30 protein-coding genes and 2 pseudogenes are annotated in these 25757 nt (G+C 34.8%); 10 read left to right on the plus strand and 22 right to left on the minus strand.

What is annotated here, in order from left to right:
- Nucleotides 1-354: 354 nt before the first annotated feature.
- Both IPH11_04545 and IPH11_04550 read left to right on the plus strand, forming a co-directional pair.
- A complete protein-coding gene (locus tag IPH11_04545) occupies nt 355-1047 on the plus strand; it encodes a hypothetical protein (GenBank protein MBK6912957.1) in 693 nt (230 codons plus the stop codon).
- 81 nt (nt 1048-1128) lie between these two features.
- The gene (locus tag IPH11_04550; GenBank protein ID MBK6912958.1) at nt 1129-1614 is read left to right on the plus strand and encodes a hypothetical protein; all 486 of its coding nucleotides are present in this window, start codon (nt 1129-1131) and stop codon (nt 1612-1614) included.
- A 40-nt stretch (nt 1615-1654) separates the two neighbouring features.
- Here the strand turns inward: IPH11_04550 and IPH11_04555 are convergent, their stop codons facing one another.
- The 4 genes and pseudogenes from IPH11_04555 to uvrA form a co-directional block, all read right to left on the minus strand.
- Nucleotides 1655-2224, minus strand: a complete 570-nt coding sequence (locus IPH11_04555; protein MBK6912959.1) for a DUF1579 domain-containing protein — start codon at nt 2222-2224, stop codon at nt 1655-1657.
- Nucleotides 2225-2343: 119 nt separating this feature from the next.
- On the minus strand, nt 2344-2649 hold the full coding sequence (locus IPH11_04560) for a HigA family addiction module antidote protein (GenBank protein ID MBK6912960.1): 306 nt from the start codon (nt 2647-2649) through the stop codon (nt 2344-2346).
- A 3-nt stretch (nt 2650-2652) separates the two neighbouring features.
- A complete protein-coding gene (locus IPH11_04565) occupies nt 2653-2940 on the minus strand; it encodes a type II toxin-antitoxin system RelE/ParE family toxin (GenBank protein MBK6912961.1) in 288 nt (95 codons plus the stop codon).
- A 77-nt stretch (nt 2941-3017) separates the two neighbouring features.
- A pseudogene (gene uvrA / locus IPH11_04570) lies at nt 3018-5862 on the minus strand (excinuclease ABC subunit UvrA).
- Between the two features lie 73 nt (nt 5863-5935).
- Here uvrA and IPH11_04575 point away from each other — a divergent pair.
- Together IPH11_04575 and IPH11_04580 are read left to right on the plus strand one after the other, a co-directional pair.
- Nucleotides 5936-6559, plus strand: coding sequence for a YigZ family protein (locus tag IPH11_04575; protein ID MBK6912962.1), 624 nt, complete (start codon nt 5936-5938; stop codon nt 6557-6559).
- Nucleotides 6560-6682: 123 nt separating this feature from the next.
- On the plus strand, nt 6683-7141 hold the full coding sequence (locus IPH11_04580) for a MarR family transcriptional regulator (protein MBK6912963.1): 459 nt from the start codon (nt 6683-6685) through the stop codon (nt 7139-7141).
- A gap of 45 nt (nt 7142-7186) precedes the next feature.
- Here the strand turns inward: IPH11_04580 and IPH11_04585 are convergent, their stop codons facing one another.
- Genes IPH11_04585 through IPH11_04595 form a run of 3 tightly spaced genes read right to left on the minus strand, consistent with a single transcriptional unit; the run spans nt 7187 to nt 9462 of the window.
- Nucleotides 7187-7627: a hypothetical protein gene (locus IPH11_04585; protein MBK6912964.1), complete on the minus strand. Its 441-nt coding sequence runs from the start codon at nt 7625-7627 to the stop codon at nt 7187-7189.
- 9 nt (nt 7628-7636) lie between these two features.
- On the minus strand, nt 7637-8278 hold the full coding sequence (locus tag IPH11_04590; protein MBK6912965.1) for an O-methyltransferase: 642 nt from the start codon (nt 8276-8278) through the stop codon (nt 7637-7639).
- Nucleotides 8279-8301: 23 nt separating this feature from the next.
- Nucleotides 8302-9462, minus strand: coding sequence for a S8 family serine peptidase (locus IPH11_04595; protein MBK6912966.1), 1161 nt, complete (start codon nt 9460-9462; stop codon nt 8302-8304).
- A gap of 169 nt (nt 9463-9631) precedes the next feature.
- On the opposite strand from IPH11_04595, the gene IPH11_04600 reads away from it, so the two are divergent.
- Nucleotides 9632-9835 carry a hypothetical protein gene (locus IPH11_04600; protein ID MBK6912967.1) on the plus strand — a complete coding sequence of 68 codons (204 nt, stop codon included), beginning with the start codon at nt 9632-9634 and terminating at the stop codon, nt 9833-9835.
- A gap of 28 nt (nt 9836-9863) precedes the next feature.
- On the opposite strand, the gene IPH11_04605 is transcribed toward IPH11_04600, so the two are convergent.
- The 11 genes and pseudogenes from IPH11_04605 to pgeF form a co-directional block, all read right to left on the minus strand.
- Nucleotides 9864-10289: a hypothetical protein gene (locus IPH11_04605; protein ID MBK6912968.1), complete on the minus strand. Its 426-nt coding sequence runs from the start codon at nt 10287-10289 to the stop codon at nt 9864-9866.
- 187 nt (nt 10290-10476) lie between these two features.
- Nucleotides 10477-12271: pseudogene (lepA, locus tag IPH11_04610) on the minus strand (elongation factor 4).
- A 242-nt stretch (nt 12272-12513) separates the two neighbouring features.
- Entirely contained in the window at nt 12514-12924 is a 411-nt protein-coding gene (locus IPH11_04615; protein ID MBK6912969.1) for a hypothetical protein, read from the minus strand.
- Nucleotides 12858-13466 carry a hypothetical protein gene (locus IPH11_04620; GenBank protein ID MBK6912970.1) on the minus strand — a complete coding sequence of 203 codons (609 nt, stop codon included), beginning with the start codon at nt 13464-13466 and terminating at the stop codon, nt 12858-12860. Before IPH11_04620 ends, IPH11_04615 begins: the two co-directional genes overlap by 67 nt.
- A complete protein-coding gene (locus tag IPH11_04625) occupies nt 13466-14557 on the minus strand; it encodes a glycosyltransferase family 9 protein (GenBank protein MBK6912971.1) in 1092 nt (363 codons plus the stop codon). The genes IPH11_04620 and IPH11_04625 overlap by 1 nt, the downstream gene beginning before the upstream one ends.
- Before the next feature lie 5 nt (nt 14558-14562).
- Nucleotides 14563-14781 carry a hypothetical protein gene (locus tag IPH11_04630; protein ID MBK6912972.1) on the minus strand — a complete coding sequence of 73 codons (219 nt, stop codon included), beginning with the start codon at nt 14779-14781 and terminating at the stop codon, nt 14563-14565.
- Entirely contained in the window at nt 14778-15440 is a 663-nt protein-coding gene (locus IPH11_04635) for a deoxynucleoside kinase (GenBank protein MBK6912973.1), read from the minus strand. Before IPH11_04635 ends, IPH11_04630 begins: the two co-directional genes overlap by 4 nt.
- Nucleotides 15437-15970, minus strand: a complete 534-nt coding sequence (gene folK / locus IPH11_04640) for a 2-amino-4-hydroxy-6-hydroxymethyldihydropteridine diphosphokinase (GenBank protein ID MBK6912974.1) — start codon at nt 15968-15970, stop codon at nt 15437-15439. Before folK ends, IPH11_04635 begins: the two co-directional genes overlap by 4 nt.
- Nucleotides 15971-15972: 2 nt before the next feature.
- Complete coding sequence (gene folB, locus IPH11_04645) at nt 15973-16347, minus strand: dihydroneopterin aldolase (protein ID MBK6912975.1); 375 nt, start codon at nt 16345-16347, stop codon at nt 15973-15975.
- A 60-nt stretch (nt 16348-16407) separates the two neighbouring features.
- Nucleotides 16408-17322: an EamA family transporter gene (locus IPH11_04650; GenBank protein MBK6912976.1), complete on the minus strand. Its 915-nt coding sequence runs from the start codon at nt 17320-17322 to the stop codon at nt 16408-16410.
- A complete protein-coding gene (pgeF, locus tag IPH11_04655; protein ID MBK6912977.1) occupies nt 17312-18067 on the minus strand; it encodes a peptidoglycan editing factor PgeF in 756 nt (251 codons plus the stop codon). The genes IPH11_04650 and pgeF overlap by 11 nt, the downstream gene beginning before the upstream one ends.
- A gap of 128 nt (nt 18068-18195) precedes the next feature.
- Between pgeF and surE the strand changes: the two genes are divergently transcribed.
- From surE to IPH11_04680, 5 genes are read left to right on the plus strand one after another with little or no spacing between them, the layout of a single operon-like run.
- The gene (gene surE / locus IPH11_04660) at nt 18196-18975 is read left to right on the plus strand and encodes a 5'/3'-nucleotidase SurE (GenBank protein MBK6912978.1); all 780 of its coding nucleotides are present in this window, start codon (nt 18196-18198) and stop codon (nt 18973-18975) included.
- A complete protein-coding gene (locus IPH11_04665) occupies nt 18959-19360 on the plus strand; it encodes a PhzF family phenazine biosynthesis protein (GenBank protein MBK6912979.1) in 402 nt (133 codons plus the stop codon). The genes surE and IPH11_04665 overlap by 17 nt, the downstream gene beginning before the upstream one ends.
- Before the next feature lie 5 nt (nt 19361-19365).
- The gene (locus IPH11_04670) at nt 19366-19821 is read left to right on the plus strand and encodes a PhzF family phenazine biosynthesis protein (protein MBK6912980.1); all 456 of its coding nucleotides are present in this window, start codon (nt 19366-19368) and stop codon (nt 19819-19821) included.
- Nucleotides 19821-21962 (plus strand): hypothetical protein, encoded by a 2142-nt coding sequence (locus IPH11_04675; protein MBK6912981.1) that lies wholly within the window; start codon nt 19821-19823, stop codon nt 21960-21962. The genes IPH11_04670 and IPH11_04675 overlap by 1 nt, the downstream gene beginning before the upstream one ends.
- A 17-nt stretch (nt 21963-21979) precedes the next feature.
- Nucleotides 21980-22669, plus strand: coding sequence for a ComF family protein (locus tag IPH11_04680; protein MBK6912982.1), 690 nt, complete (start codon nt 21980-21982; stop codon nt 22667-22669).
- Nucleotides 22670-22676: 7 nt separating this feature from the next.
- Here IPH11_04680 and IPH11_04685 read toward each other — a convergent pair whose 3' ends face one another.
- Genes IPH11_04685 through IPH11_04700 form a run of 4 tightly spaced genes read right to left on the minus strand, consistent with a single transcriptional unit; the run spans nt 22677 to nt 25740 of the window.
- Nucleotides 22677-24305, minus strand: a complete 1629-nt coding sequence (locus tag IPH11_04685) for an arginine--tRNA ligase (protein ID MBK6912983.1) — start codon at nt 24303-24305, stop codon at nt 22677-22679.
- A 24-nt stretch (nt 24306-24329) separates the two neighbouring features.
- The gene (gene rsfS / locus IPH11_04690) at nt 24330-24746 is read right to left on the minus strand and encodes a ribosome silencing factor (protein ID MBK6912984.1); all 417 of its coding nucleotides are present in this window, start codon (nt 24744-24746) and stop codon (nt 24330-24332) included.
- A gap of 10 nt (nt 24747-24756) precedes the next feature.
- A complete protein-coding gene (locus tag IPH11_04695; protein MBK6912985.1) occupies nt 24757-25230 on the minus strand; it encodes a LytR C-terminal domain-containing protein in 474 nt (157 codons plus the stop codon).
- A 27-nt stretch (nt 25231-25257) separates the two neighbouring features.
- Nucleotides 25258-25740: a hypothetical protein gene (locus tag IPH11_04700; GenBank protein MBK6912986.1), complete on the minus strand. Its 483-nt coding sequence runs from the start codon at nt 25738-25740 to the stop codon at nt 25258-25260.
- Nucleotides 25741-25757 lie beyond the last annotated feature (17 nt).

Below are 25757 nucleotides of genomic sequence, written 5' to 3' on the forward strand. Positions count from 1 at the left end.
TTACATTCATTTTTACCTATTATGGAAATTATTACATCAGATAAATTTTATTTTTACTTACTTCTAATTAAAACGAATACAATAAAAAATTTGCTAATTATAATCTTATTTTTAAGAATAGGTAAAAATATTCATTGAATGCTATTCTTAATTTTTGAAATAGAAAAAAATAATCATTAAATCATATTCTTAATTTTCAGAATAGCCAATTAAACTTATTTAATCCATTTAATAAAATATAGAATAGTGTAAAAAATTTATTGGATCATAATCTGAAAATCCTGAATATCATTTGGCATTCATTTTGTTTATTTCTTAAAAAACAGAATGTAATAAAATAGAAACCTGAGCCTTATGATAAACTTAAAACAATTCTTCAACAATCACTTTGCAACTAAGGAAATTTCTGATAATAGCTTGAAGCAATTCGCGGAAATTCACATACAACGGCTGGCAGCAAAAAACACGGGGGGGCAGTATAACCAGATAATTTCGGACACGACTACAGTTTACGATGCCTACCTAAGTGCAATTTCAGATGAAGACACTAAGTTCGCTGCTCAGCAGGGGCGAACTATTAACCTCATGAAAATCGTTGATGAGTTCAAACAGGCAGTTAGTCAAAAGGAGGGAACAATTCGCGGTATATGGGGGGTGGCTTCAAAAGAGTACCAGGAGTTTTTCCCTTACGGTATTACTGAATACTGGGCTGCTCATCTTTCAAATATTGAATCACTGATAACAAGGTTTGTAAATTCTGCTGTTTTGCACCAGGCGGATCTTGGTGCTGCTTTTGTAGATATGTTTAATGTTTATAAGACAAATTTTGCAAACGCCAGAAGTGCGCAGCTTTTAAAGATGGCAGAGGTGGTAGATGCAAAAACTCTATCTGCACAAAACAGAAAAGCACTGGAAATTCAATTAATGAAAAACATAAATATGCTGGCAATCGAGTTTGCCGGAAATGTTGATGAAGCAATGGATTTTTTTAATCAGTCAGTGCTAAAAAATTATAGAAAGAAGAAGACTGAAATACCTATAAATTAAAATATTTTTTTAAAATAAAATTTTTTACATTTTTACACAGAAAATATTTTCTTTGATTAATGAAAAACTAAGAAGGTCATAATGGAACTATTAGATAGAATGCAATATGCATCAGAGGCTATTCTCGAAGGTGACAAACTGATGGAGGAGGGAAACATTAAAGATGCTATTGAAGCGTACAAAACGGCAGTAGAATTTCTGCCGACATGGAAAACTCTAAACAAGCTTGGTGAGGCTCATTACGCCGATAAGAATTACTTAGATGCATTTAAAAGAAATTTCGAGGCAATGGCTTTAAATCCCGACATCGGAAAAGTGAAACATGACCTTGGGTTAATTGAATATCAGAATGGAAGGTTTGACCGATCAATTTATTTTTTTGAACAGGCGCTGCTTGATGAAGCATTGCCGGAAAAAGATTTAGCAATTCTTTATCTGGGTATGTGTAATTATGAATTAAATGAGTGGGGAAGAGCTCTTCACTATTATGAAATTTACAGTCAGTTCCATCCGGAAGATGAGGATATAAAATTTATTATGAATGATATTCGCAGGCAGATAAATTAAAGATGCAGAGCAAAATTAACTCTGCATCTTTAAGGAGAAATTATTTCACACGCCTTGCATGCATTTCCATGGTTTTCATTTCTTTACCATCCTGTTCCATGTACATTTCCATAAATTCATGATCGTCATCAATGTGTTTCATGATTTCCTTTACCCTCATCTCTTTTCCAGTTGGATCTGTAGATGTGCCTCGATAAGTAATTGTTCGAGTTGCTTCATCCATAGTCCCTTCAAGCATCATGATGCCTGTCCCGAAATTATCAATCCACGTTGAGAAGAATTTTTTCTTCGCATTATCGTAACCGGTAATTTCCATACCGTGGAAAGGCATACCTGTATATTCACCTTCAAATTTACCGAGGAAATATCTTCCATCCATAATAGCTTCGTACTTCATCTTGCCTTTAGATTCGGTAGGCGGCTGTGAAGGATCCATCCACATTTTCATTTCGGTATTCCACTCCCCCACCATTCCCGACATCATTTTGTGCATTGGACCGGGAGTCATAAATTCCTGCCAGGCTTTCATCATATCTTCATCTTGTGCGAATGAAAAACTGTTAAAGCCGACAAACAAAAACAGTGCTGCGAACAAAGAACGAGTTTTCATAAGAACCTCTCTTAGATTGTTAAAGTAATTATTTGATTAGACACGCTGAACTAAATTAGAATGAATTTTGAAATAATTCAAGAAGAAAATGACACGATAAAATAATCTCTATCAAACAACTAAGTTGCTGCATAACGGCGAACTTCACGAACAATCCGATCTTTTAAAATATCCTTCTCTATCTCCAAATTATATTTTAGTTGCAAGTTCAGCCAAAATCTTTCCGATAAACCAAAGTAGTGGGATAACCGGAGTGCTGTCTCCGCTGTAATAGTTCTTTTGCCAAGAACAATTTCATTAATCCTGGTTGGGGTAACATTTAAATCCTTTGCTAAACGATACTGACTTATCCCCATTGGAATAAGAAATTCTTCTAACAAAATTTCTCCAGGATGAACAGGTGATATTTTCTTTTTAAGGCTCATGTTTTATCCTTTATGATAATCAATAATCTGAACTTGATGTGCGCTGTTTTCTTTCCATTGAAAAACAATCCGCCACTGTTCATTTATTCGAATACTATATTTCGCGGCTAATTCTCCTGATAGTTTTTCCAACCTGTTTCCAGGTGGAATTTTTAAATCACTTAACCTCTCGGCGGCATCAATTAAAAGTAACTTTTTATAAGCTGACCGATTTAGACTAATAGGAAATCCTTTCATAAAATTCCTATTGAATACAAGCTCAGTATTTTTATCTGCGAATGATTTAATCATTTATAAATTTTATAGATAATACTAATTAGAATCAAGATTATATTAAGTAAGATTTTTTAACTATCAAAATTATTTTCTCACTTTATTTCTTTACCCAAATACTTGCCTGTTATACTCTTTTTATTTTTAACTATTTGTTCGGGAGTTCCTTCTGCAATTATCTCCCCACCGCTTTCACCGCCGCCCGGACCAAGGTCTATTATCCAATCAGCTAATTTTATTACGTCAAGATTATGCTCAACTACCACAACTGTGTTACCTTTATCAACAAGCTTATTTAGTACTTTCATTAGAATGTTTACATCCTCAAAGTGAAGTCCGGTGGTTGGCTCATCAAGAATATAAAGAGTTTTGCCAGTGCTCACTTTACTTAGCTCGGTAGCAAGCTTTACCCGTTGCGCTTCGCCGCCGGAAAGTGTTGTAGCTTGCTGACCAAGTTTTATATATCCAAGTCCAACATCATGAATAGCTTTTATTTTTCTTTTGATCCTTGGAAGATCTTCGAAAAATTCGAGAGCCTCATCAATGCGCATTTCCAAAATATCTGAAATGGATTTTGTTTTATACAAAACTTCGAGAGTTTCGCGGTTGTATCTTTTACCGCGGCAAACGTCGCAGAGCACATAAACATCGGGTAGAAAATTCATTTCGATTTTTTTTAATCCATCACCGCTGCATTCTTCACACCTTCCGCCGGCTACATTAAAACTAAAACGACCTGTAGCGTAGCCTCTTATTTTAGATTCAGGCATTTGGGCAAAAAGGTCGCGGATGAAAGTAAACAAGCCCGTATAAGTGGCAGGATTCGAGCGCGGTGTTCTGCCAATTGGTGATTGATCAATCTCGATTACTTTATCAATATTTTCCAAGCCTTCAATTGAATGATAAGGAAGGGGTACCGTGCGGGATTTGTAAATCTTGTTCATTAATATTTTAACCAGCGTCTCATTAACTAATGAAGACTTGCCTGAACCGCTAACTCCGGTTACAATAGTTAATGTGCCAAGAGGAATTTTAAGATTAACATTTTTAAGATTATTACCGGAAGCTCCTTTAAGTTCAATATAATTTTTATTTCCTTTTCTTCGGTCAAGTGGAATAGAAATTTCTTTCCTGCCTTTAAGATAGTCAAGCGTCAAAGAATTTTTCCCGTTGGAAGAATTTAACAAAGTTTCTCTTTCCCCGGCAAGACAAACCTCCCCGCCATGCACACCTGCACCGGGACCAAGGTCAACAATGTAATCAGCACTTTCAATTGTTTCTCTATCGTGCTCAACAACAATAACAGTATTGCCAAGATCACGAAGATTCTTTAATGAATTTATCAATTTAATATTATCGCTTTGATGAAGCCCGATTGAAGGTTCATCAAGCACATATAAAACCCCCGAAAGTTGTGATCCAATTTGTGTTGCTAATCTAATCCGCTGACTTTCTCCGCCTGAAAGAGTACGTGCCGAACGATTGAGAGTTAGATAATCCAACCCAACATTTAAGAGAAAAAACAATCTCTCGGTAATTTCTTTGAAGATTGGTTTAGCAATTATCGCTTCACGCCCGTTTAAATCAAGTGAACTAAAAAATTCATGACATCGAGAAATAGAAAGGTTAGTTATCCCGGTAATATTCTTCCCATTAAAATGAACAGAAAGAGATTCCTTCCGAAGTCTTCCCCCTCCGCAAGTTGAACACGGAACAGTATTCATAAATGACTCAACCCAATCACGGATATTATTGGAGGTTGAAGTATTATAAAAATTTTTTAGATAATTAATTAATCCCGAAAAACTATGCAGATAAGTAACCGGCTTGCTATTTCCATAGTTGTAAGTAAAAGAAATTTTTTCTTTTGTGCCGTTGATAAGAATATCTTTTTGCTCAGTTGTTAAATTTTTAAGAGGGGTATCAAAATCAAACCCGAATTTTTCAGCAACAGATTTAAGTTGATTGAAAAACCAAATTGAACGAGGCTTTCCAAGTGCGGCTATCGCTTCTTCATTAATTGATTTATTCCAATCAGGAATTATTAGATTCATATCAGGCTCTTTTTTTCTCGCCAAGTCCTTCACAATCTTTGCACGAACCATAGGGGGAGTTAAATGAAAATGAATTTGGCGCAAGCTCCTGATAACTAATTCCGCAATCCAAACAAGCTAAGTGCTTGCTGAATATTGAATCCTTTTCACCGTCATTAATAATCACAACCCCATCCCCATAATTAAGTGCTACGTTAACAGACTCGGTTAATCTTTTCCTGGAGGATTCAGAAGCTGAAAGTTTATCAACAACAATTTCAATATTATGTATTTGATACCGATTAACATGAAAACCATCAATAATTTCATGGAATTTATCATCCACACGAACTTTAACAAAGCCATCAGAAGCAATCTGCTCGAACAGTTCCCGGTAATGACCTTTTCTTCCCCGAATCATCGGAGCGAGAACATAAATTTTTTTACCGCTATTAGCCACAATAATTGAATCAATAATTTGAGAAGAAGACTGCTTTGAAACAGGCTTACCACAATTATAACAATGTTGAACGCCAAGCCTTGCAAAAAGTAAACGCAAGTAGTCATAAATTTCTGTTACTGTTCCCACAGTGGAGCGAGGATTGCCGCTTGTAGATTTTTGTTCAATTGAAATTGCCGGGCTTAAGCCTTCAATTAAATCAACGTCCGGTTTTTCAAGCATGTCAAGAAATTGCCGGGCATAAGCCGAAAGCGATTCGATATATCTCCTCTGACCTTCAGCATAAATTGTATCGAAGGCAAGAGATGATTTGCCAGAGCCCGATAAACCAGTGACTACTGTAAATGAATCACGTGGAATATCAAGGTCAATATTTTTTAGGTTATGTTCGCGTGCACCGCGGATAATTATTGTATCTTTTTCCAATGAAGATTTATATTTTTTAATTCAATCAATTATATTAGGAATAGCAGTTCAGATAATCAAATATTTTTGTTATGCGTCAGTCAAGTCAATAATTATGAATAGTGTAATCGAAATCCGAACAATAGGTAAAACAGTAGAATTTGAATTCAAGGAAAAATCATCCGGATTTCTTGCAATATTATTTCCTATTCAGAGTGAAGAAGATTTTAAGAAATCATTTTTAAAAATAAAAAAGACATATTTTGACGCTACACATCATTGCTATGCTTATCGTTTGCATGATGGAGCCTTCAAGTATTCGGACGATGGCGAACCTGGCGGCACTGCCGGGGTTCGTATTCACAATGCTCTTACTCATTTTGATGTTACAGATGCCGCTATTATTGTGGTACGATATTTTGGTGGTACAAAGCTCGGTGTTGGACCTCTTGGCAAAGCATACTACCACGCCGCATTTTCCGCTATCGAAAAGAGCAGTCTGATAAAAAAATACGCTTATAAAAAATTTATTCTCACAGTTGATTTTACTGATATGAAGATAATTCATAAAATAATTGATGACTATGGCGGAAAGATTTTAACTACTAATTATTCAGAGAAAGTTTCATTCGAAATCTTATTTAAACAATCTGATCAACTTAAAATAGAATCAAGATTAAAAGAATTTTCAGAAAGTACATTGATCTATTCAATAACTCAAGATGTAGAATTTTTATAAATTTCAGACATAATAGTTCATAATGGACTTAGATAGAAAAATTTAGAAAGTGAAAGATTCTTCTTGACTTAATTTTAATGTTTAGCGATTTTTGCTATCATCAATTAATTATTTAGGGGACTTATGGAAGAAACGAATAGCATAAATAGTACGGCTGAAAAATTAGCCAGTTTAACTTTCAGCTTGTTAGCAAATTGTCAGGAAAAAGAAATCAGATTAGCTGAAGCACACAAACTTACGCAAGCTGAGTTCCGATGCCTGAGATTGTTTGGCGCTGAAGAAAGCGTGAACAATAAACAAATAGCCGAAAGAATGAATCTCAGCCCAAGCCGGCTTACTCGAATTATAGATGGCTTAGTTCAGAAGGAATATGTCCTTCGTGAGATTGATCCAAGTGATAGGCGCAATATGAGAGTTTTCCTTTCGAAAAGGGGGATGGCACTTGTGCAGCAATTAAATAATGCTTATCTCAATATTCACAAAGAAATTTTGCAGGATATTGATGAAACCCAGCACCGTCCGCTAATTACTGCAATGACTCATTTGCTTTCTGCGTTAGAAAAATGGATTGCAAAAACATAAACCGGATTATTTTAAAAATTAAAGGGAGCTGAAAGGCTCTCTTTTTTAATTTAGTTCTCCTCGCTTCAAAGCATTCAAATATTTTTTTGTCCACTCAAGATCTTCAAACAACGTTCTTAATTTCGCAAAAGCCTCCGGTGTTAAGTCAAGAAATACAGTAGTAAATATTTTTTGTGCCTGCTCATCTAACAGCATAATAATTTTTTTCAGTTGATCAGTCGCCCTCAAAATATTTTCAGAGTAATCTTTTTTAATACTTTCTATATTCGAATAATCTGAATTTTTTGAAGCACTAATTAAAACGCGGGCTAAACCATTTAGATATTTTGAGGTGAAACTTAACTCTTCTAAAAGTTGAAGTTTTTCTTTTACGATACAAATATCAAATAGCAGATGAAGTGAATCGCGATTCTTTATTTTCTGCTGAGAAAATTTATCAACTACTTTTAATAATTCTATTCCACTTGAAAGACTTAATTCATTCATAAGATTTGTTCAAATTTTTATTCCAATCCCCAATCCATCACCAATCGGTTGAATAGAGCTTCTTAAGTTGGGCTGAGTTAAAAATATCTTGTTGAATTCTTTTATATGATTAGTTGAAATTTTATATTCAGCGGGAACACTTTTACCGGCAACAAATCCATGCCACAAAAGATTATCAACAACAATTACTCCACCCTTCTTTAAAAGAACAAGCGAGTAATCCAATAATCTTTTATAATCCTGTTTATCCGCATCCAAAAAAATAAAGTCATATTTCTTTGTAAGCTGAGGAATAATATTGAATGCTTCTCCTTTGAGAATATGGATTCGATCTTTCAGCCCCGCTTTTTCTATAAAACTTTCGGCAAGCGAAATATTATCTTCACTTTTTTCAATCGTATCTACGATTCGTTTCTTCTTCAATAATCTTGCAATCCTAATTGAGGTGTATGCGATAGCCGTTCCAATTTCTAAAACCCGTTTAGGATTATGAATAAGGATTACTTGCTCAATAAATTTAGCCGACTGTTTTGCAAGAATTGGAATATTTTTTTCGACAGCAAACTTCTCCATCTCTAATAATAATTCATCGGAGCTGCTATCAAAATCAGAAAGATATTTCTGCTGGTTGGGGTAAATAATTCGATTCATAATTATATTCTCACTAAATAAATCTATTTCAATAATATCAGTTTTCTTCCGAACTGCTGTCCATTAAGTTCAACTAAAAAATAATAAACTCCGCTTGCACACAAATATCCGTTGTCTGAATATCCATTCCACTCCATAAAATTTTCACCTTCTGCAGTAACAGTCTCGAACGATTTTACTTTTTGCCCAGCTGCATCAATAATCATCAACTTTAATTTTTCATTTCCTGCTGATTTATAATTAAACCGAACGGTATTGTGATCTGAAGGGATATAAGGATTGGGATAAAGATCACTAATTATATAATCACCGGCAAAAGCAGGCAACGAGAGATTAAGAGCAATTTCCAGATCGCCATAACTGAATTTGTAGTTCGTATTTGACGGCTCACGAATTGTATTACCCAAACTATCGGTAAATGAAAAATAAAATTGAACTAATTCATTATCAAAATATGCCGGTACTTCAACATTGTATTTGTACAAATTATCAAAACCCATTGGCAACGAGTTGCTTTGTCCTTCCTTGCCGATAAAATTAACCTTCACCGAACCCGGGACAATAGAAGTATTATTAAAAAATATTTTATTTAGAATAAATGAATTTGTAATTCTTTGAAGGTTGGGGTATGAAATTGCATTCACAGCAGACACTAAACCATAGCCTCTTTCATTGTCAGGAGATGCTGCATTATCAGACGTTTCCATTAGAATACTTCGCACCTGAATATTTGATAAATGCGGATAAGTTGAAAGTATTAGTCCCGCAACACCGGCGACAATCGGTGCTGCAGCAGAGGTACCACTATTAGATGCATAACCGCTAAGCTGTGAGGCGATCACTCCCCACACAGATGTTCCCATCGCAACAACCTCAGGCTTTATTCTTCCATCGAAGGTTGGACCGCGGCTGCTGTATGTATCAACATTATTATTGCTTGTGACTGCACCAACTGAAATCACATCAAATGCATCAGCCGGCGAAGTAATATAAAACCAGGGGGATGAACCTTCGTTGCCAGCAGATGTAATTGTAACTATGCCTCTTTCAAAAGCAAGATTGACAGCCTGACTAACAATTGTTGTATGACCATTCATATCTGAATACGAATATGAAAAATCAGTTGCATCAAACTCACTGTAACCGAGCGAACTGCTTACTACATCAACGCCTATTGAATCCATCCATTCGAGTGCGGCGGCGTAATTATCTTCTTCAACGTGAGTTTCACTTCGTATGTCTTCAGTTTTTGCAAGTACAAAATCAGACCCAAATGATGCTCCGATTAGTGCCCCATCCTTAAATCCTCCAACGATTGATAAAACATAAGTGCCGTGACCATGTTGTGATAAGTTGTCTTCACTTTCGTTTGCTGTTATGCTGTCCTTAAAAATAAAATCATACTCGGCTAAAACGTCTGTATTTATTAATGCTTCGTGTTCGTGCCAGTTGAAGCCGGTATCGAGCAGTCCGATGATTACTCCCTCCCCTGTAATTCCTTTTGAGTGGACTTGCGGGATCCCCGAAAGATCAAGCTGCGTAAATGAATTACCATAAGATAAATCTTGATCTTCAGCAGGTTTATTTAACTGTTGATCTGGTTGAGTGAAATTATTTTTAAAACGAGTGTTCTAACAGGAATTATCTTTTCGACAAAAGATAATTTCTCAACTATATTTTTTTGTTCATCATTTAGATATGCTGTAACTGAATTAAACCACTTGAGCTTATTTTCTATTTTAATTCCGTTAGAAATTATTTCTCTGACATATTCCGCTTTTAACGGCAGATCTTCAAATGAAATGAGGTGATCTTCATCAAGAGTTTTTTTTCTGCGCTCAATACTTTTGTGTGATAAATTAGAAAGTGCATTTTGAAATTCAACGCTGTGTTTGCTAAGAGTTTGATTTTTGTCAATGCCTTTATCTTTAAAATAAATAAAGTATTTCGTCTGAGCAGATGAGTAAAAGGTAATCAGTATAACGAATAGGGCTAATGTTTTTAATTTCATATAATTAAAAATGTTATTGTTGAAAAGTTTTATGAATCAAGACTTCTGAAAAATTATCAAAAATATTTGATACTGTCACACTGAGTGGTGGCATTGCCACCATCGTAGTGTGAATTTATTATCAATATTTCCATCCTTCGACAGGCTCAGGATAACAGAAAAATAATATTTCAGAAGTTTCGAATAATTATTCATCAATTTGCAATACCGCCAGGAATGCCTCCTGCGGAATCTCCACGTTACCGACTTGCTTCATTCGCTTCTTTCCTTCCTTTTTGCTTCTCGAGTAATTTTCTCTTACGGGTAATATCACCACCGTAGCATTTTGCAAGAACATTTTTTCTAAGTGCTTTCACTACTGATTTTGAAATTACTTTCGTACCGAGCGATGCTTGAATAGATATCTCAAACATTTGTCGCGGAATTAAATCTTTTAACTTTGCGCACACCTTCTTTCCCCAATCGTAAGATTTACTACGATGAACAATCATAGAAAGCGCATCTACGGGTTCGCTGTTAAGAAGAATATCAAGCTTCACTAAATCAGATTTCTGATAACCGATAAATTCATAATCGAGTGAAGCATAACCGCGCGTGGTTGATTTTAGCTTGTCATAGAAATCAAAGATTATTTCTGCAAGTGGAATTTCAAATTGAAGGTCTGCTCTTGTTGGATCAAGATAGGTAGTGTTTTTGTATGTGCCGCGCTTTTCCATAGCAAGTTTCATGATGTTTCCGACATACTCGCTCGGGGTAACTATTTGTGCTTTCACATAAGGTTCTTGTACTTCATCAACATCGCCGGGTGGGGGCATCTCTGCAGGATTATCCACAACAACCTTCTCGCCTTTTTTGTTATAGATGTAATACTCAACGTTTGGCAGAGTTGCAATAATTGTTTGATTAAACTCGCGGCGCAATCTTTCCTGAACAATTTCCATGTGAAGCATGCCTAAAAATCCACAGCGAAAACCAAAACCGAGTGCTACGGATGTTTCAGGCTGATAGATCAAAGCCGAATCATTCAACTTATATTTTTCAAGTGCATCGCGTAAGTCCTCAAAGTCTTCCGTTACTGTTGGGTAAAGTCCGCTGTAAACCATTGGCTTTACTTCTTTGTAACCGGGGAGGGGTTCTGCTGCACCGTTGCGTGAATGTGTAACCGTGTCGCCGACTTTAGCATCGTGAACATCTTTCATTCCCGAAATCAGGTAGCCAACATTTCCTGCACTTAATAATTCTGTTTTTATTTTACGCAAACCGAGCACCCCAATTTCTTCGGCGATCATTTCTTTGTTGGTTGCGAAGAATTTTATTTTATCCCCGGTTCTTAAAGTTCCATTAAATAATCTTATGTAAGCGATTGCGCCGCGATAAGGATCAAAAACCGAATCGAATATAACCGCCTGCAATTTATCCTCGGGATCGCCTTTGGGAGGGGGAATTTTTTCTACTATCTTATCTAATAAATCTTCAATACCAATTTTTGATTTAGCGCTGACTAAAAGTATTTCATTTTCATTACAGCCGATTAGATCAACTATTTGTCCTTTTACTTTTTCAACCTCTGCACTTGGCAGATCAATTTTATTTATCACCGGAATAATTTCAAGCCCGGCATCAATAGCAAGATAAAGATTGCTGATTGTTTGCGCCTCCACTCCCTGTGCTGCATCAACAACGAGCACCGCCCCCTCGCATGCGGCAAGCGAACGGCTGACTTCATAAGTGAAATCAACGTGACCGGGCGTATCTATCAAATTCAAAATATATTCCTGAGCATCCTTCGCTGAGTACTTCATCTGAATGGCGTGAGATTTAATTGTAATCCCGCGTTCACGTTCAAGATCAAGATCGTCAAGAATCTGAGCCTTAGCTTCGCGTTTAGTAATTGTTCCTGTTTGCTCGAGCAGGCAGTCTGCTATAGTGGATTTACCGTGATCAATATGTGCAATTATGCAAAAGTTTCTAAAGTTTAACATTAATCTCTCTAAATTGGATTGCTAATATAAAGACGGGCGCAGTTTGTTAAAAGGTAGATGAGTTTCTAAATTTAAATAGATGTTATCGATAAAGGTTTATTATTGGTTTGATTTTCAATTTTATTAAGCCAATGGTAAGTAGATAACCTTAGATAATTAGGTACTAAAGAATATTAATTCTTATTAAAATATTGTCCAACACATTTTAGAATTATTGCAGTATTTATTGTGTTTTAACTAATTCAGGATTTAGAATTCAAATAATTATTGTAAGAATCAATTATTATACCCTCCCTAAGCGCAAACTCCGAAATTCTCATTTCGTCAATCTTAAATACTTTAAAGATATGTTCGAGGATCAGCAATCCTGAAGGAAGAATATCCGCACGCTTTGCTTCCATTCCACGTATGGATAATCTTTCATCGGTAGTTTTTTTATTCAGTACTTCATTCAGAACCATTTGAAAATCATCAGCAGTTATCACAAAGTTGTTCATTGATTTGAGCGGCTTTTTCTTATTTAAAGACGAAATAATAAATGCAACCGATTGTATCGTTCCCGATGCGCCAACGGCTGTGTCATACTTCATATCTTGATAAGGAATTGGATGTTTATTAAAAATATTTTCGATGTAGCTGCGACATTCGGAAATGTTTTTTCAGTAAGAATATGATTTGGGAAAAACATTTTAGAAAGACGAACAGCTCCCAATTTCAAACTTTCAACAAATTTAATTTCTCCGGAATGCGAATAAATTATTTCAGTGCTTCCCCCTCCAATATCAAAACTGACAGCATTTTTATTCCTTAGATTTAGCGCCATATTCATTCCGAGATAGATAAGTCCGGCTTCGTGTTTGCCATCAATTACTTCAATTGATATTCCGGTTTCGGCTTTTACTCGTTCAATAAAATAGACTTTGTTGCGTGCTTCACGGATTGCACTTGTTGCTACGGCTCTTGGCTGGGAGTGGTAATAATCTGCAAGCTGTTTAAAATTATTCAGGAGGAAAATCGTCTTTTGAATATCATCTTCAGAAATTTCGCCCAGACTTCCTTCAGAACCGGCGGCTAATCTTACTACCTCCCTTTCTTTATCGAGATATTTGAATGATCCGTCTTTTTTTATTTCAACAATAATCATGTGAAAGGAATTTGTTCCCATATCAATTGCTGAAAATATTTTACGTGCCATTATTTTTTCTGATTATCTAAAATAGATTTACAAAGTTGAAAAACATCAGTCGGATGGACGTCATCAATCAATTCTGATTTACGAAGAAAAAATTTATTGATACCAATCGGCGCCCAGTTCAGAGGGTTTGTCGGTCCAAAGATGCTTATCTGCGGAGTCTCTGTAGTACCGGCAGCGTGCATTACTCCTGTATCATTACTAATAAATAAATTACTTTTAGATATTAAAGATGCAACTGCGGTTATCCGCTGATTCAGAAAAGTAAGTATTTTAATCGGAGAGTTCGCCAGGATAAAATTTATTTCATCTCGATCAGTATCAGTGCCGGTTAAATAAAATTTTACTTTATATTTTTTTTGAAGTAATCCGATCAGTGTGACATAATTTATCAGCGCCCATTTGTTCTGCGGTTTGCCGGCGCCAACATGTAAGCCAATAATTAATTCTCCATTTGTCGGTTTGATTTTAGAGATAAAATTATTTGCAATCAATTCATCATTTCTATCTAAAGTTAATTCTGATCTAAAATCTTCAGTGGCAATACCGAACGGTCGTACAATATCAAGAATCCGTTCAGCGATATGACAATCATGATATTTTCGCCAATCAAGATTGATTCTTCTATCAAAAAGGAAAGCACTATCATTCACTTTGCCATCTAATGAAGCCGGACCAATCCTGATTTTCGATTTTGAAAATCTTGCAAGCAAATTACTTGTTAAAGAAATTGAAACTGTTACGGGAACAATCACAACGTCATAATCAGTTCTAAGAATTTGATAAAGTTTTTTAAGATAATTGAACTGAAACAATTTGCTTTTATCGAAGACAAACAACTTTAAGATAAATTTATTTTGTACTGCTGCGAAGTTCTGGGGACTTGCAATTAAAGTGACGTTTGCTTCCGGATATTTTTGTTTGACTGCCTTGAACAGCGAAACACCGGCAAACATATCGCCAAGCTGATTATGCTGCCTGATGATGAGAATTTTTTTAGGGTTTCCTAAATCGAGGCTGTTACTTTCTTTAAGCGAGAGAAATATTTTTAGGAAGAATAATATTAAGCTTGAAAATATTTTTTCATACTTCATATAATCTAATTACCGGTTTTTTTTTTCGGATCGTCATTTACTTCAATGTAATGTGCATCTTCAATATCGCGATATTTGCTTTGTTCATTTTTCTGCCGGTTCAGATTTGAATACTTCTTTCTCGAGGCATTCATTGAAGCATTCAACATTTTTATATAGAGAATGAGCTTATAAATAATAAAAAATATCAAAAAATAAATTAACAGTTTGAAAAACCCGGTCATTCCTGCCTCCTTGATTCGGGTTTGAAGTACTCGGTATATCCGCGGTCCTCTCTGAATATCTGCTTGAAAAGTTCGTCAAAATCTTCTTCATTATTTACAAAGTCAATGTCGGTTGAGTTAACGATGAGCAAGGGAGTAGATTGATATCTGAAAAAGAAATGGTTGTAGGATTCACTTAGTTCTTCGATGTAACTTCGTGTTAAATTCCGTTCGATTTTTCTTGCTCGTTTTTTAATGTTATACATTAATCTTTCCGGTCCGGATTGAAGATAGACTACGAGATCCGGTTTACGTAAACTTCTGGCAAGCAGCGGAAAAATAGATTCGTATAATTTCAATTCTTCAGCACTCAAATTCATGTATGCAAAAATTCTATCCTTTTCAAAAATGTAATCCGAAACAATAAAGTCAGTAAAGAGATTTTCCTGATTAAGCTGCTCCTGCTGTTTATACCTGTTGATCAGAAAAAACATTTGCGTTTGAAATGCAAACCGTCTTCTATCAGAATAAAATTTTTCCAGGAATGGATTTGCCTCAAATTCCTCAAGGATTAACTCTGAGTTGAGTCGTTCTTTTAATTTTTTGGCTAGAGTAGTTTTACCTGCACCAATAGCGCCTTCAATAGCGATGTATTTAACTTCAGTACTTTCCAAGTTCAAACCGTAATTGCTTTAATGTTTTCATGAATTTTATTTAGGATATTCTTTGTCTTAAGTTCTTTTAGTAGTTCACTAAGTTCAACTTTTAAAATCGGGTGAATCAAATGCGGTTCAATTTCAATTAATGGAACAAGGACAAAGTCACGTTCAATAACTCCGGAATGCGGAATAATTAATTCATTTTTGTTATAAATAATATCGTCATAAAAAAGAATATCAAGATCTAATTCACGCGGACCCCATCGCTCGCGTTTAATCCTGCCAGCTTTTTTTTCAATAGATTTTAAAAATAAAAACAAACCTTCGGGTAATAATTTAGTTTTAATTTTTATAACGGCATTTAAAAAATTTTCCTGTTGAACTTCACCCATTGGTAATGTTTCGCAAATGGAAGATACATTTTCAATTGAGGATGAATCTGATTCATCAATTTCACTTAGTGCAAAACGAATGTTCGCTAACTTATCACCTTCATTTGTTCCGATTCCGATAAAAGCGGTATGCGAAAAATCTTTTATTTGGTGAATCAATATTATTTTATTTCACTCCGGTTTTTTATTACTTCAACTTCAACACACTCAACAACACCGCCGACGGGCGGATTATTTTTTCGGACACGGACAGCTATTTCATTTATTCCTTCAAATCTTTTCATCAATTCATCGGCAATTTTGTTAGCTAATGATTCAATGAGATAATGTTTTTCTTTAAGTGCAAGCTCGTACATAAATGAATAAACTTTATGATAGTCAATTGTGCCGCTCAAACTATCTTTAGTTGCGGCTTTAGAAAAGTCGGTATAAATATCTACATCTGCTTCAAACTTTCCCCCCACGCTTTGCTCTTCCGAACGAACACCATGATAACCGTAGAAAGTTGCTTTTTTTATTCTGATTATATTCTGCATAAATACTTAAGAGTAGTAATGAAATTATCCTAACTAAAAATAGTGATTTTCGACTAATAATCACTGCCTGGAAATGGACTCGCTCGTCTCATTTCTAAATATTTTGAATAGATTTTCAAACGCAATTCCTGCCAATACTAATACTGCACCGGCAATATGCCGAGGCTGTAAACTTTCGCCGTAAAAAATCCAACCAATAATGATTGCAATGACCGGAGTAATAAAAGAGATTAATGAAAGCAGCACAATATTTATTTTTTTCATCAACCAATAATAAGAGGTGAAAGTAATAACACTTCCGAATAATGCTAAATACAATATTGATAACACCGCCGGCATTGTTATCGTGATGTTATTAATATCTTCAAACCATAAACCTATAAACGCAAGAAACATTCCGCCAATTAACATTGGGAAAAAATTCATTGACAAAGGATGAAGGTGTGAGCCATATTTTTTTATAACTACAGCAATAACTGCCTGCATAATTGCACTGATCACTACCGCAATCATGCCAATCAAATTATCTGATATATTCCCGGTTAGATCATTTGAAAATATCACTATTATTCCAATAAAGCTGATTATCATTCCAACAGTCTTTAAGAAATTAATCCGCTCTGTTTTAATTAAATAAAAAGTAAAAATTGCGACAAAAAAAGGATAGACAGCAAACAAAACAGCGGCTAATCCTGATGGCACAAATTGTTCAGCCCAATAGACCAATCCGAATGGAATAACGAATGAAAATAATCCCATAACAACGTATAGCATAATTGCAACTTTATCAAATTGAAAATGCAATTTGCTTAATCTTGTGATAAGTAATATTGCAATTGCGGCAATAATAAATCTTATTCCTGCTGAAAAAAGAGGTGTAAATGATTCAAGCCCAATTCTGATTGCAAGCCAGGTGGAGCCCCAGATCAGACAGATCAAACCATAAACTAAAACTATTTTAAGTTTATCGGTCATCTAAATGATCCTTCATACAAATTACAGCAAGTGATCTGCCGGATTTTTTTCCATCTCTTCTATACGAATGAAAAATACTTTTATAAGTGAATGTGCAGAGAATTGACTTCAGAATATTACATTTTTTTACTCCCGCCTCGACCAAGAAATCATAATTTATTCCCGAAACATCAAGCAGATATTTATGATCTCTTTTTACAGAATATTTTTCGGGAAATTTTTCAGCGACCTCATTATCAACTTCATAATTAATTTGACTGATACTCGGTCCGATATAACAAATGAAAGTGGTCGGGTCAGAATGAAAATCATCTACAAGCTTCGAAATAGTTTTTAATAATATTTCCTTATAAGTTCCCCGCCAGCCGGAGTGAACAGCAGCAATCACTTTTTTAGATTTATCATAAATTAAGATTGGAGTACAATCGGCAATACTGACAGCAAGCGCCAAACCACGCCTGTCTGTGATCATCGCATCGGACTGCCCGCAATTTCCCGGTGAATCAACATAGGTAATTATATCACTATGGATTTGGTTTTGAAACGCAGATTCTTGTTCGGACAAATTTAGAGCGTCAAAAAATAAATTCCGATTTTCTTTTAAGATTTGTTCATCATCCCCGACATTGAATGATAGATTGAAGAAGAATGGTTTTTTTCTCCCCGCACCAATTTTAGAACTAACTCCGGAAATAATATCCCGGTAAGGATTGTATATTTTTGGTCTAATAATTAAAGGCTGCATTAATAATCTTTTTTATAATTATAAATTACAAAACGGGATGAAGATATATTTAATAAAAATGAATGAACATTTGTAAATTTATAATTGCAAACATTAAATCTTCTGAACAATTAGACTAAAGGAATGAATTGAAAATTTTAGTATGCAATGATGATGGGATTAATTCTCCAGGAATATTTTCTCTTGCAAATGCTTTAAAAGAAATTGGAGAGGTAACCGTGGTAGCTCCGAGAAATGAACAAAGTGCAGTTGGTCATGGAATAACAATGCAGTACCCTTTGAGAGTTACAGAATATTTTAAAAATGATATTTTTTTTGGTTACGCTGTTGATGGAACTCCGGCTGATTGCATCAAAATGGGTATCAGGAATATTATGAAATCTTCCCCCGATCTTGTGGTTTCGGGAATCAATAATGGTTCAAACACAGCGATAAATATTATTTATTCAGGAACAGTTTCAGCAGCCAGAGAAGCTGCTATAATGGATGTGCCTTCCATTGCAATTTCTGTAACAAGTCACGCAGCAAAAGATTTTACATTCGCCGGGAAAATTGCACGACTGCTTTCCGTCGAAATTGTTTCAAAAAAAATACCTGCAGGTACTTTATTAAACGTCAATGTTCCGGCAATTCCGGAAAATCAAATTGGGGGGATAAAATTGACTAAGCAGGGAAAATCAAAGTGGGATGATATTTATGAAAAAAGAATTGATCCATTCGGTAAAGATTATTATTGGCTAACCGGTAACTTAATGGAAATGGATAACGAAATTGATACTGATCAGGCGGCAGTTAAAAAGAATTTTGTGTCAGTCACACCCATCCATTTTGACCTGACTGACTATGATACTTTTAATAATATGAGGGAGTGGAAACTTGAAACTTTATTAAATGGTAAGAAAAATTAAGTACTCGCGGATAAATTCTTTTACATCTAATTCCTTTGCCGGAAATCCTGCCGGTGTGTTGATGAGCAATAAACTTTCAGAATCTGAAATGCAGTTAATTGCGCGCGAATTAAACTTTGCGGAAACTACATTTATTTCATCATCAAATTATTGTAACTACAAACTAAGGTGGTTAACCCCAACGTCTGAAGTTGATCTATGCGGACATGCTACAATTGCCGCATTACATTTTTTAAAAGAAAATAATGAGCTTGCGGAGAATCAAGAATTAATTTTTGAAACACGTTCGGGCAATCTTCGCTGTGGTTTTAAGGATGGAAAATACTTTATGGAAATCCCGATTAATATTGTCGAAAATTTTGAGGATGACAAAAAAATATTTTAACTGCATTGAGAATAGAAGAGGAAATTGTTAATTCTGATTTACCGTTTTTGATTCATAATAAAATTCTTTTTATCGCTATTGATTTTTTAAACGACCTTAATAAAGTATCACCCAATTTTATTGAGCTAAGTAAAATCACAACAAATAGTTTGTTTAATTCGGTGATGCTTTATACTCTTCAAACAAATGAAAGTGCAAACCAGGCTTACTCAAGATTTTTTGCCCCCGCAGATGGAATTGATGAGGACATAGTTACGGGCTCAGCTAATGGTCCCCTTTTATTAATTCTGAAAAGATTAAACTTGATTGATACAAGACCTGAAATTATTGTTTGCACATTTGAACAAGGTGATATTTTAAATCGTCCTGGACGTGTAACTGTAAGTTATAACCAAAATAAAAATGAATTAATCATAATTGGAGATGCGGTGACCGTTGTAAGAGGGGAGTTTATAATCTGATGTTTGGGATTTATGATATTCAAATTAATTATTCATACTCAAGTTATTTTTTAATTCTTGCTATAATTCTACTGATTGGTTTTACTTATTTCATTCATCGAGTTACAGTACCGCCGTTAAGTGCATTCAAAAGGAGTGTACTGATTCTCTTGAGATCAATTTCATTAATATTGCTTCTCTTTCTAATCTTCGAACCTGTTTTAGGCTTTTCAAAAAAGATAGAAATCATTCCAAAGAATTTAGTTTTCATAGACAATTCTCGTTCAATTAAAATTGATGACGGTTCGGACCGTCAAACAAAAATAAAAAATATTGTAAATGATTTTTCTTCTTATTCCACTAATTTCGACTTTCAGACATTTGGCAGCGATATCAAAACTGTTTCGAAAGATAGCCTTGAGAAAATCAAATTTGATGAAGGTTTGAGTAACTTTGCAAATATTTTCAACCAGTTAAATACTGAAGAGCAAATTATAACTTCAATCACTGTAATTAGCGATGGTGGAATTAACGACGGAAGCAACCCGATTTTCCAGGCTGAAAAAATTGGTGTACCTGTTTTTACAATTGGTATCGGCGACACATCCACACGAAATGATGCTGAGGTAAAAGGCATATTCAATAATAATTTTATCTACTCAGAAACTCCGACTCAAGTACTTGCGACAATTACCAATTATAAACTAAGCGGCGGAAGCACCTCCCTTTCTTTATTCGAAAATGATAGACTGCTTGAGCAAAAAATTATCACTTTAAGTGAGGAGGGAGTGCAAACAGAAAAGTTTGATTATACACCCCATTCTACCGGCGAGAAGAAATTAACAATATCACTCGGCAAAACTGCTGCTGAATTTTCAGATGCCAATAATAAAAAAATATCTTTTATAAATGTTTTAAATGATAAAGTCAAAGTCCTGCTCGTAGCAGGTTCGCCCTCCGCTGATTTGTCGTTTATAAAAACTTCTTTGTTGAGTGATAAAAACTTAAGTGTAAATTCAATTACACAAATATCGGCTGATAAATTTCTTGAGGATCATAACAAATCAAAACTAATAGACAGTGCTGATGTTTTTTTCCTTATAGGATTTCCTGCAAAGAATACTCCTTCTGCTGTCATAGATGATATTTATTCTAAAATAAAAAACGACAGGAAGCCGTTCTATTTTCTATTATCAGAAAGCACCGACCTTAATAAACTAAAAATATTTACGCCGGTTCTGCCTTTTTCAATCAAGCGGGTGGGTACAGAACAGATAGAGGTTCAGCCAAATGTAACGGCAAAGGAAAGTAGAAATAATATAATTAAAAATGATGCCAATGATATAATTGAAGAGTGGAATAACCTGCCTCCAGTGTTTCAGGAAAATACTGAGTTTATTGCCAAACCTGAAAGCGAGGTGATTATTAATTCCAGAATAAATAGTATTCCGATTTCCAATCCGCTTGTTATCTCCTCGAATCTTGGGAGTCGCACAATTGCAGTTTTAGCAAAAGATATTTGGAAATGGAAACTTCAGACTTCAGATAAAACATCCGACTTATTTGACAGATTCATATTGAATTCGCTGCGCTGGTTAAATACAGATGAGAAGCAGAAAAAAGTATTAATTAAAACAGACAAAAAAATTTATTCACCAGGAGAGGTTATAGATTTTACAGCACAAGTATATGATGAGTCATTTAATTCTGTTGTTGATGCCTCTGTTGATGTTGAGATTACAAACGACAAGAATTCTTCAAAAATTACTTTGACTTCGTTACAAAATGGACTCTACGAAGGGAAGTTTCTAACAAATGATAGAGGTGATTTTTCATTTAAGGGTAGTGCAAATAAGGATAATATTCTTTATGGTCGTGATGGGGGTTCCTTTAATATAGGGGAGTTGGATGTTGAATTAAGTGCGTTCCAAATGAACAAGGAATTTCTTAATAATTTATCCATCCAAAGCGGTGGTAGATTTTATATGCCTGATAACTATTCCGGAGTTTTTAAATTGATAAACGAATTAACTATTCAATCTTCCAAAGAGAAAGAAATCAGAAAAGAATTTGCTCTATGGTCTAATGAATGGTTATTGGTAATCTTGATTTTTTCTTTAGCGATTGAATGGCTCTTACGAAAACTGTGGGGTCTTCTATAATCTTCTAACTTTCCAGTATGAATTTTATAAGTCTTAAAAATAATTTATTTGGCTTTTTCCTTCCGAGATTTTGCCCCGGATGCGGTTCCAAACTTGATATTAATACAGAACCCATTTGCAGAGATTGCCTTTCCTCTATGCTTCGCGTTGCCCAAACAAGATTAACTTATGAGTACAATAAAAAATTTGCCGGGGAAAAACTCATAACTGAATTTATTTCGCTGTACGAGTTTGAAAAAGGCAAAGAGCTTCAAAACATTCTTCATTCTTTTAAGTATCAAAATAGATTTTTAATAGGAAGATACTTCGGACAACTTCTTTATCAATCATTCAAAGAAAAAATTGATCTTTGGGAAATTGATTTTTTAATTGCAGTACCTCTTCATCATTTGAAAAAAGCTGAACGGGGATATAATCAATCGGATTATATTGTAAAAGGGATTTCATCAATGTCAGGAATTCCAGTAAAAAACTTCCATCTTAAAAGGCAGCGCTACACTGAATCGCAAACCACGAAAACCAAAGCAGAAAGACTGCAAAATATGGCTGAAGCCTTCAAGCCAAGAAAGGAACAGCAGCTAATTAATAAGAGAGTATTATTAGTTGATGACGTGATTACAACAGGTGCAACTATTTCGGAATGTGCCAGGGCTTTATCAGAAAAGGGTGTGGCTAAGATTTTTGCAGCTTCAATCGCAATTGCTTGATAGGGAATTACATTTTTTCGGGTGCAGAAACTCCAAGAATACTCAGTCCATTTCTCAATACAATTTTCACAGCTACAATCAGCGCCAATCTTGCCTCTGCTAATTTCCTTTCAGAACCGATAATTCTGCAAACAGTGTAAAAGTGATGAAACAATGCCGCAAGCTCTTCGAGGTAATTGCAAAGTTTGTTTGTCTCACAAAGCTCAGCACTGCTTAAGATTTCGCTGCGAAACTGATGAAACTTCTTAATCAAATCAAGCTCTTCTTCTGCTTTTAACAAATCAAGCGAATCAAAGGATGGGGAAATATTCTCGGTTTCTGCCATTCTTAATATTGAGCATATTCGAGCATGTGCATATTGTAAATAAAAAACGGGATTTTCATCGGAATGTTTTTTTGCAAGACTCAAATCAAAATTCATGTGCGAACTAATGTTTCGCATATTAAAAAAATATCTGACAACATCCGAACCGACTTCGTCAATTAACTCATCGAGTGTAATGAAGTTAGCCTTTCTTGTTGACATCTTAACTATTTCATCCCCCTGCATTATCGTTACAAATTGATGGATAAGTACTTTAACGATTGATGGATCATATCCAAGTGCTTTAATGCCGGCAAGGACATCAGGATAAGTGGCATTATGATCAGAGCCAAAAAGATCAACAAGCAGATCATAACCACGCTCAAATTTGGTAATATGATATGCAATATCGGGAAGACGATACGTTGGTTCACCCGATGATTTGACAATAACTTTATCTTTCTCCTGACCAAGTTCGGAAAACTTTAACCAAATGGCTCCATCCTTTTCATATGAAAGGTTTTTTATTTTAAAAGTATTAAGGATCGAATCAATTTTCTTTTCTTCGTACAAGGAATTTTCGTTATAGAATATTTTGTGCCCGATACCCAGCCGCTTCAAAGTATTTTTAATATCAGCAAAAATATTTTGTTCGGCTCGTTCTTTAAAAATAGATTCGGCTGACTGAGTTTGAAGCGAGTCTCCAAATTCATCGAACAATTCTTTTGCAATTTCTCGAATGTATTCGCCTTGATAGTAATCTTCTGGAAAAGTTATTTCCTCTCCTAAAAGCTGTAAATAACGCAGGCGAACTGAATCGCCAAGCACACGCATTTGTCTACCGGCATTATTAAAATAATATTCTCTGTCAACCTTGTACCCCACCCATTCGAGAAGATTAGCAATTGTATCCCCGATTACAGCATTGCGTCCATGTCCGACTGTTAAAGGTCCTGTTGGGTTTGCTGAAACAAATTCTACGTTAGCCCGCTTACCATTATATTTTTTACTTTTACCAAAATCATCGTTATGAAGATTTATTTCTTTTATAATTGATGAAATGAATTTAGGACTAAAATAAAAATTGATGAAACCGGGACTTGCAATTTCAATTTTAGAAATCTCATCGGAAGAATATTCCAGGTTAGAGATAATCTCTTCAGCAATTTGTTTTGGATTTTTACGAAGCTGTTTTGTCAACAACATTGCAGCATTAGTAGAAAGATCACCATTTGTTCTGGATTTTGGTACTTCGAAGATCAGCTCAATATTATTTAAGTATGACAGCTTCTCAGAAGTTTTTTTAAAAATTGTTTTTAAAAATTCGTTCAATATTATTCTTTAAGTATAATGACGTTATTCGGGTTTAATTTTTTTAGGTCTGCCTTTTGGTTTTGGAGTGGAATGCTTAACAACAGGCTGAAGAGCAGGATCTTCAGCAATCGTAATCTCTGCATCACCCCAAAGTTTTTCCAGGTTGTAAAATTCACGAGCATCTTTTTTAAAGACATGGATAACAAAATCCACATAGTCTAGCAACACCCAGCTAAGTGCTTTATAACCCTCTCTATGCCAGCATCTTATCCCCTGCTCTTGCAATTTATCTTCTATCTCATCGGCGATTGCTTTTACTTGCGTGGTAGAGTCTGCTGAACAAATAATAAAATAATCAGCAAAGGCTGCCAGATTTTTAAGGTCGAGTATTTTAACATCCGATCCTTTTTTATTGAAAATCAATTCGGTAATTCTATTTAAAAAATCTTTTTGTTTCAAATTTGCATTCCTATTTGTATGGTTTTAATTGTGAAAAATCTTTCCCGATAATGACAGATAAATCTAAAAAATAATTTTTATTAACCTGATCAACTATTTTATTCCTTTCAATTCCGATAAGATCGGCGGTAAAATTAGCTTTGTTCCTATCGCCGCTTCTATTAATTATTATTGTGTAATCTACATCAAAGGAACGGTAATTCCCCAATTGAACTACATCAATTTTATTTTTTCTTAAATGATCTGTTATAATATCAGCCACACCGGAAGCTCCACAAGCATTTAATACCTCGACCTGAATTCCGAAACCTGATTTTGACGCCTTTTGCTCTGCTTCATTTTCCGAACGCACTAATGAAATTCTGACAGTCAAGGAGTAGATGAGATAAACTATGCCAACTATCAAAACAAAAATAATAAGATTAAAAACGAGATTGGAAGATTTATCGAACTTTAAAATTATAGGGGGAGTTTTATCCTTCACTTAATTCCTACTTCTGAAAATGTGAAGTCATCTTTCAAAAAACGGGTCATAATAACTATTGAATAAACCATGGCTGTAAGGATAATAATAATTAGGGACATTTTGATATTGAACTGAAATATAAACATCATTCCAGGGTTTATAATTTATTGCTGCGCGGCTAAGATAAATTCCTGTAAGGCTGTTCGAGAAATCTTTTCCCAATGAGCTATACGGTGAATGAACTAAACTTGCATCAACCTGCACATTAAAATTATTCGATAGATTAAATAACATACTGTTGGTGTAAACCCCAAGCGCCAAACCTTGCCCGCCAAAGCCTGTGTAAGACAAGCTGTAAGAATGGCTCATGTGAAATGAATCCGAATTCAAGAAACTAAATATAGAACCACCTGTTTGCTCAGATACAATTCCTTCTTTAATACTTTCCTTCGGAAAACCTGAACCTTTGAATTGTGCAAAAGTATTTAAGCTTAATATAGCAACCGAAACTAAAATTAATATTTTCATGTAATTTCTCAATTTTA

The organism is Ignavibacteriales bacterium (assembly GCA_016709155.1).
Classification (GTDB): Bacteria; Bacteroidota; Ignavibacteria; order Ignavibacteriales; family Ignavibacteriaceae; genus JADJEI01.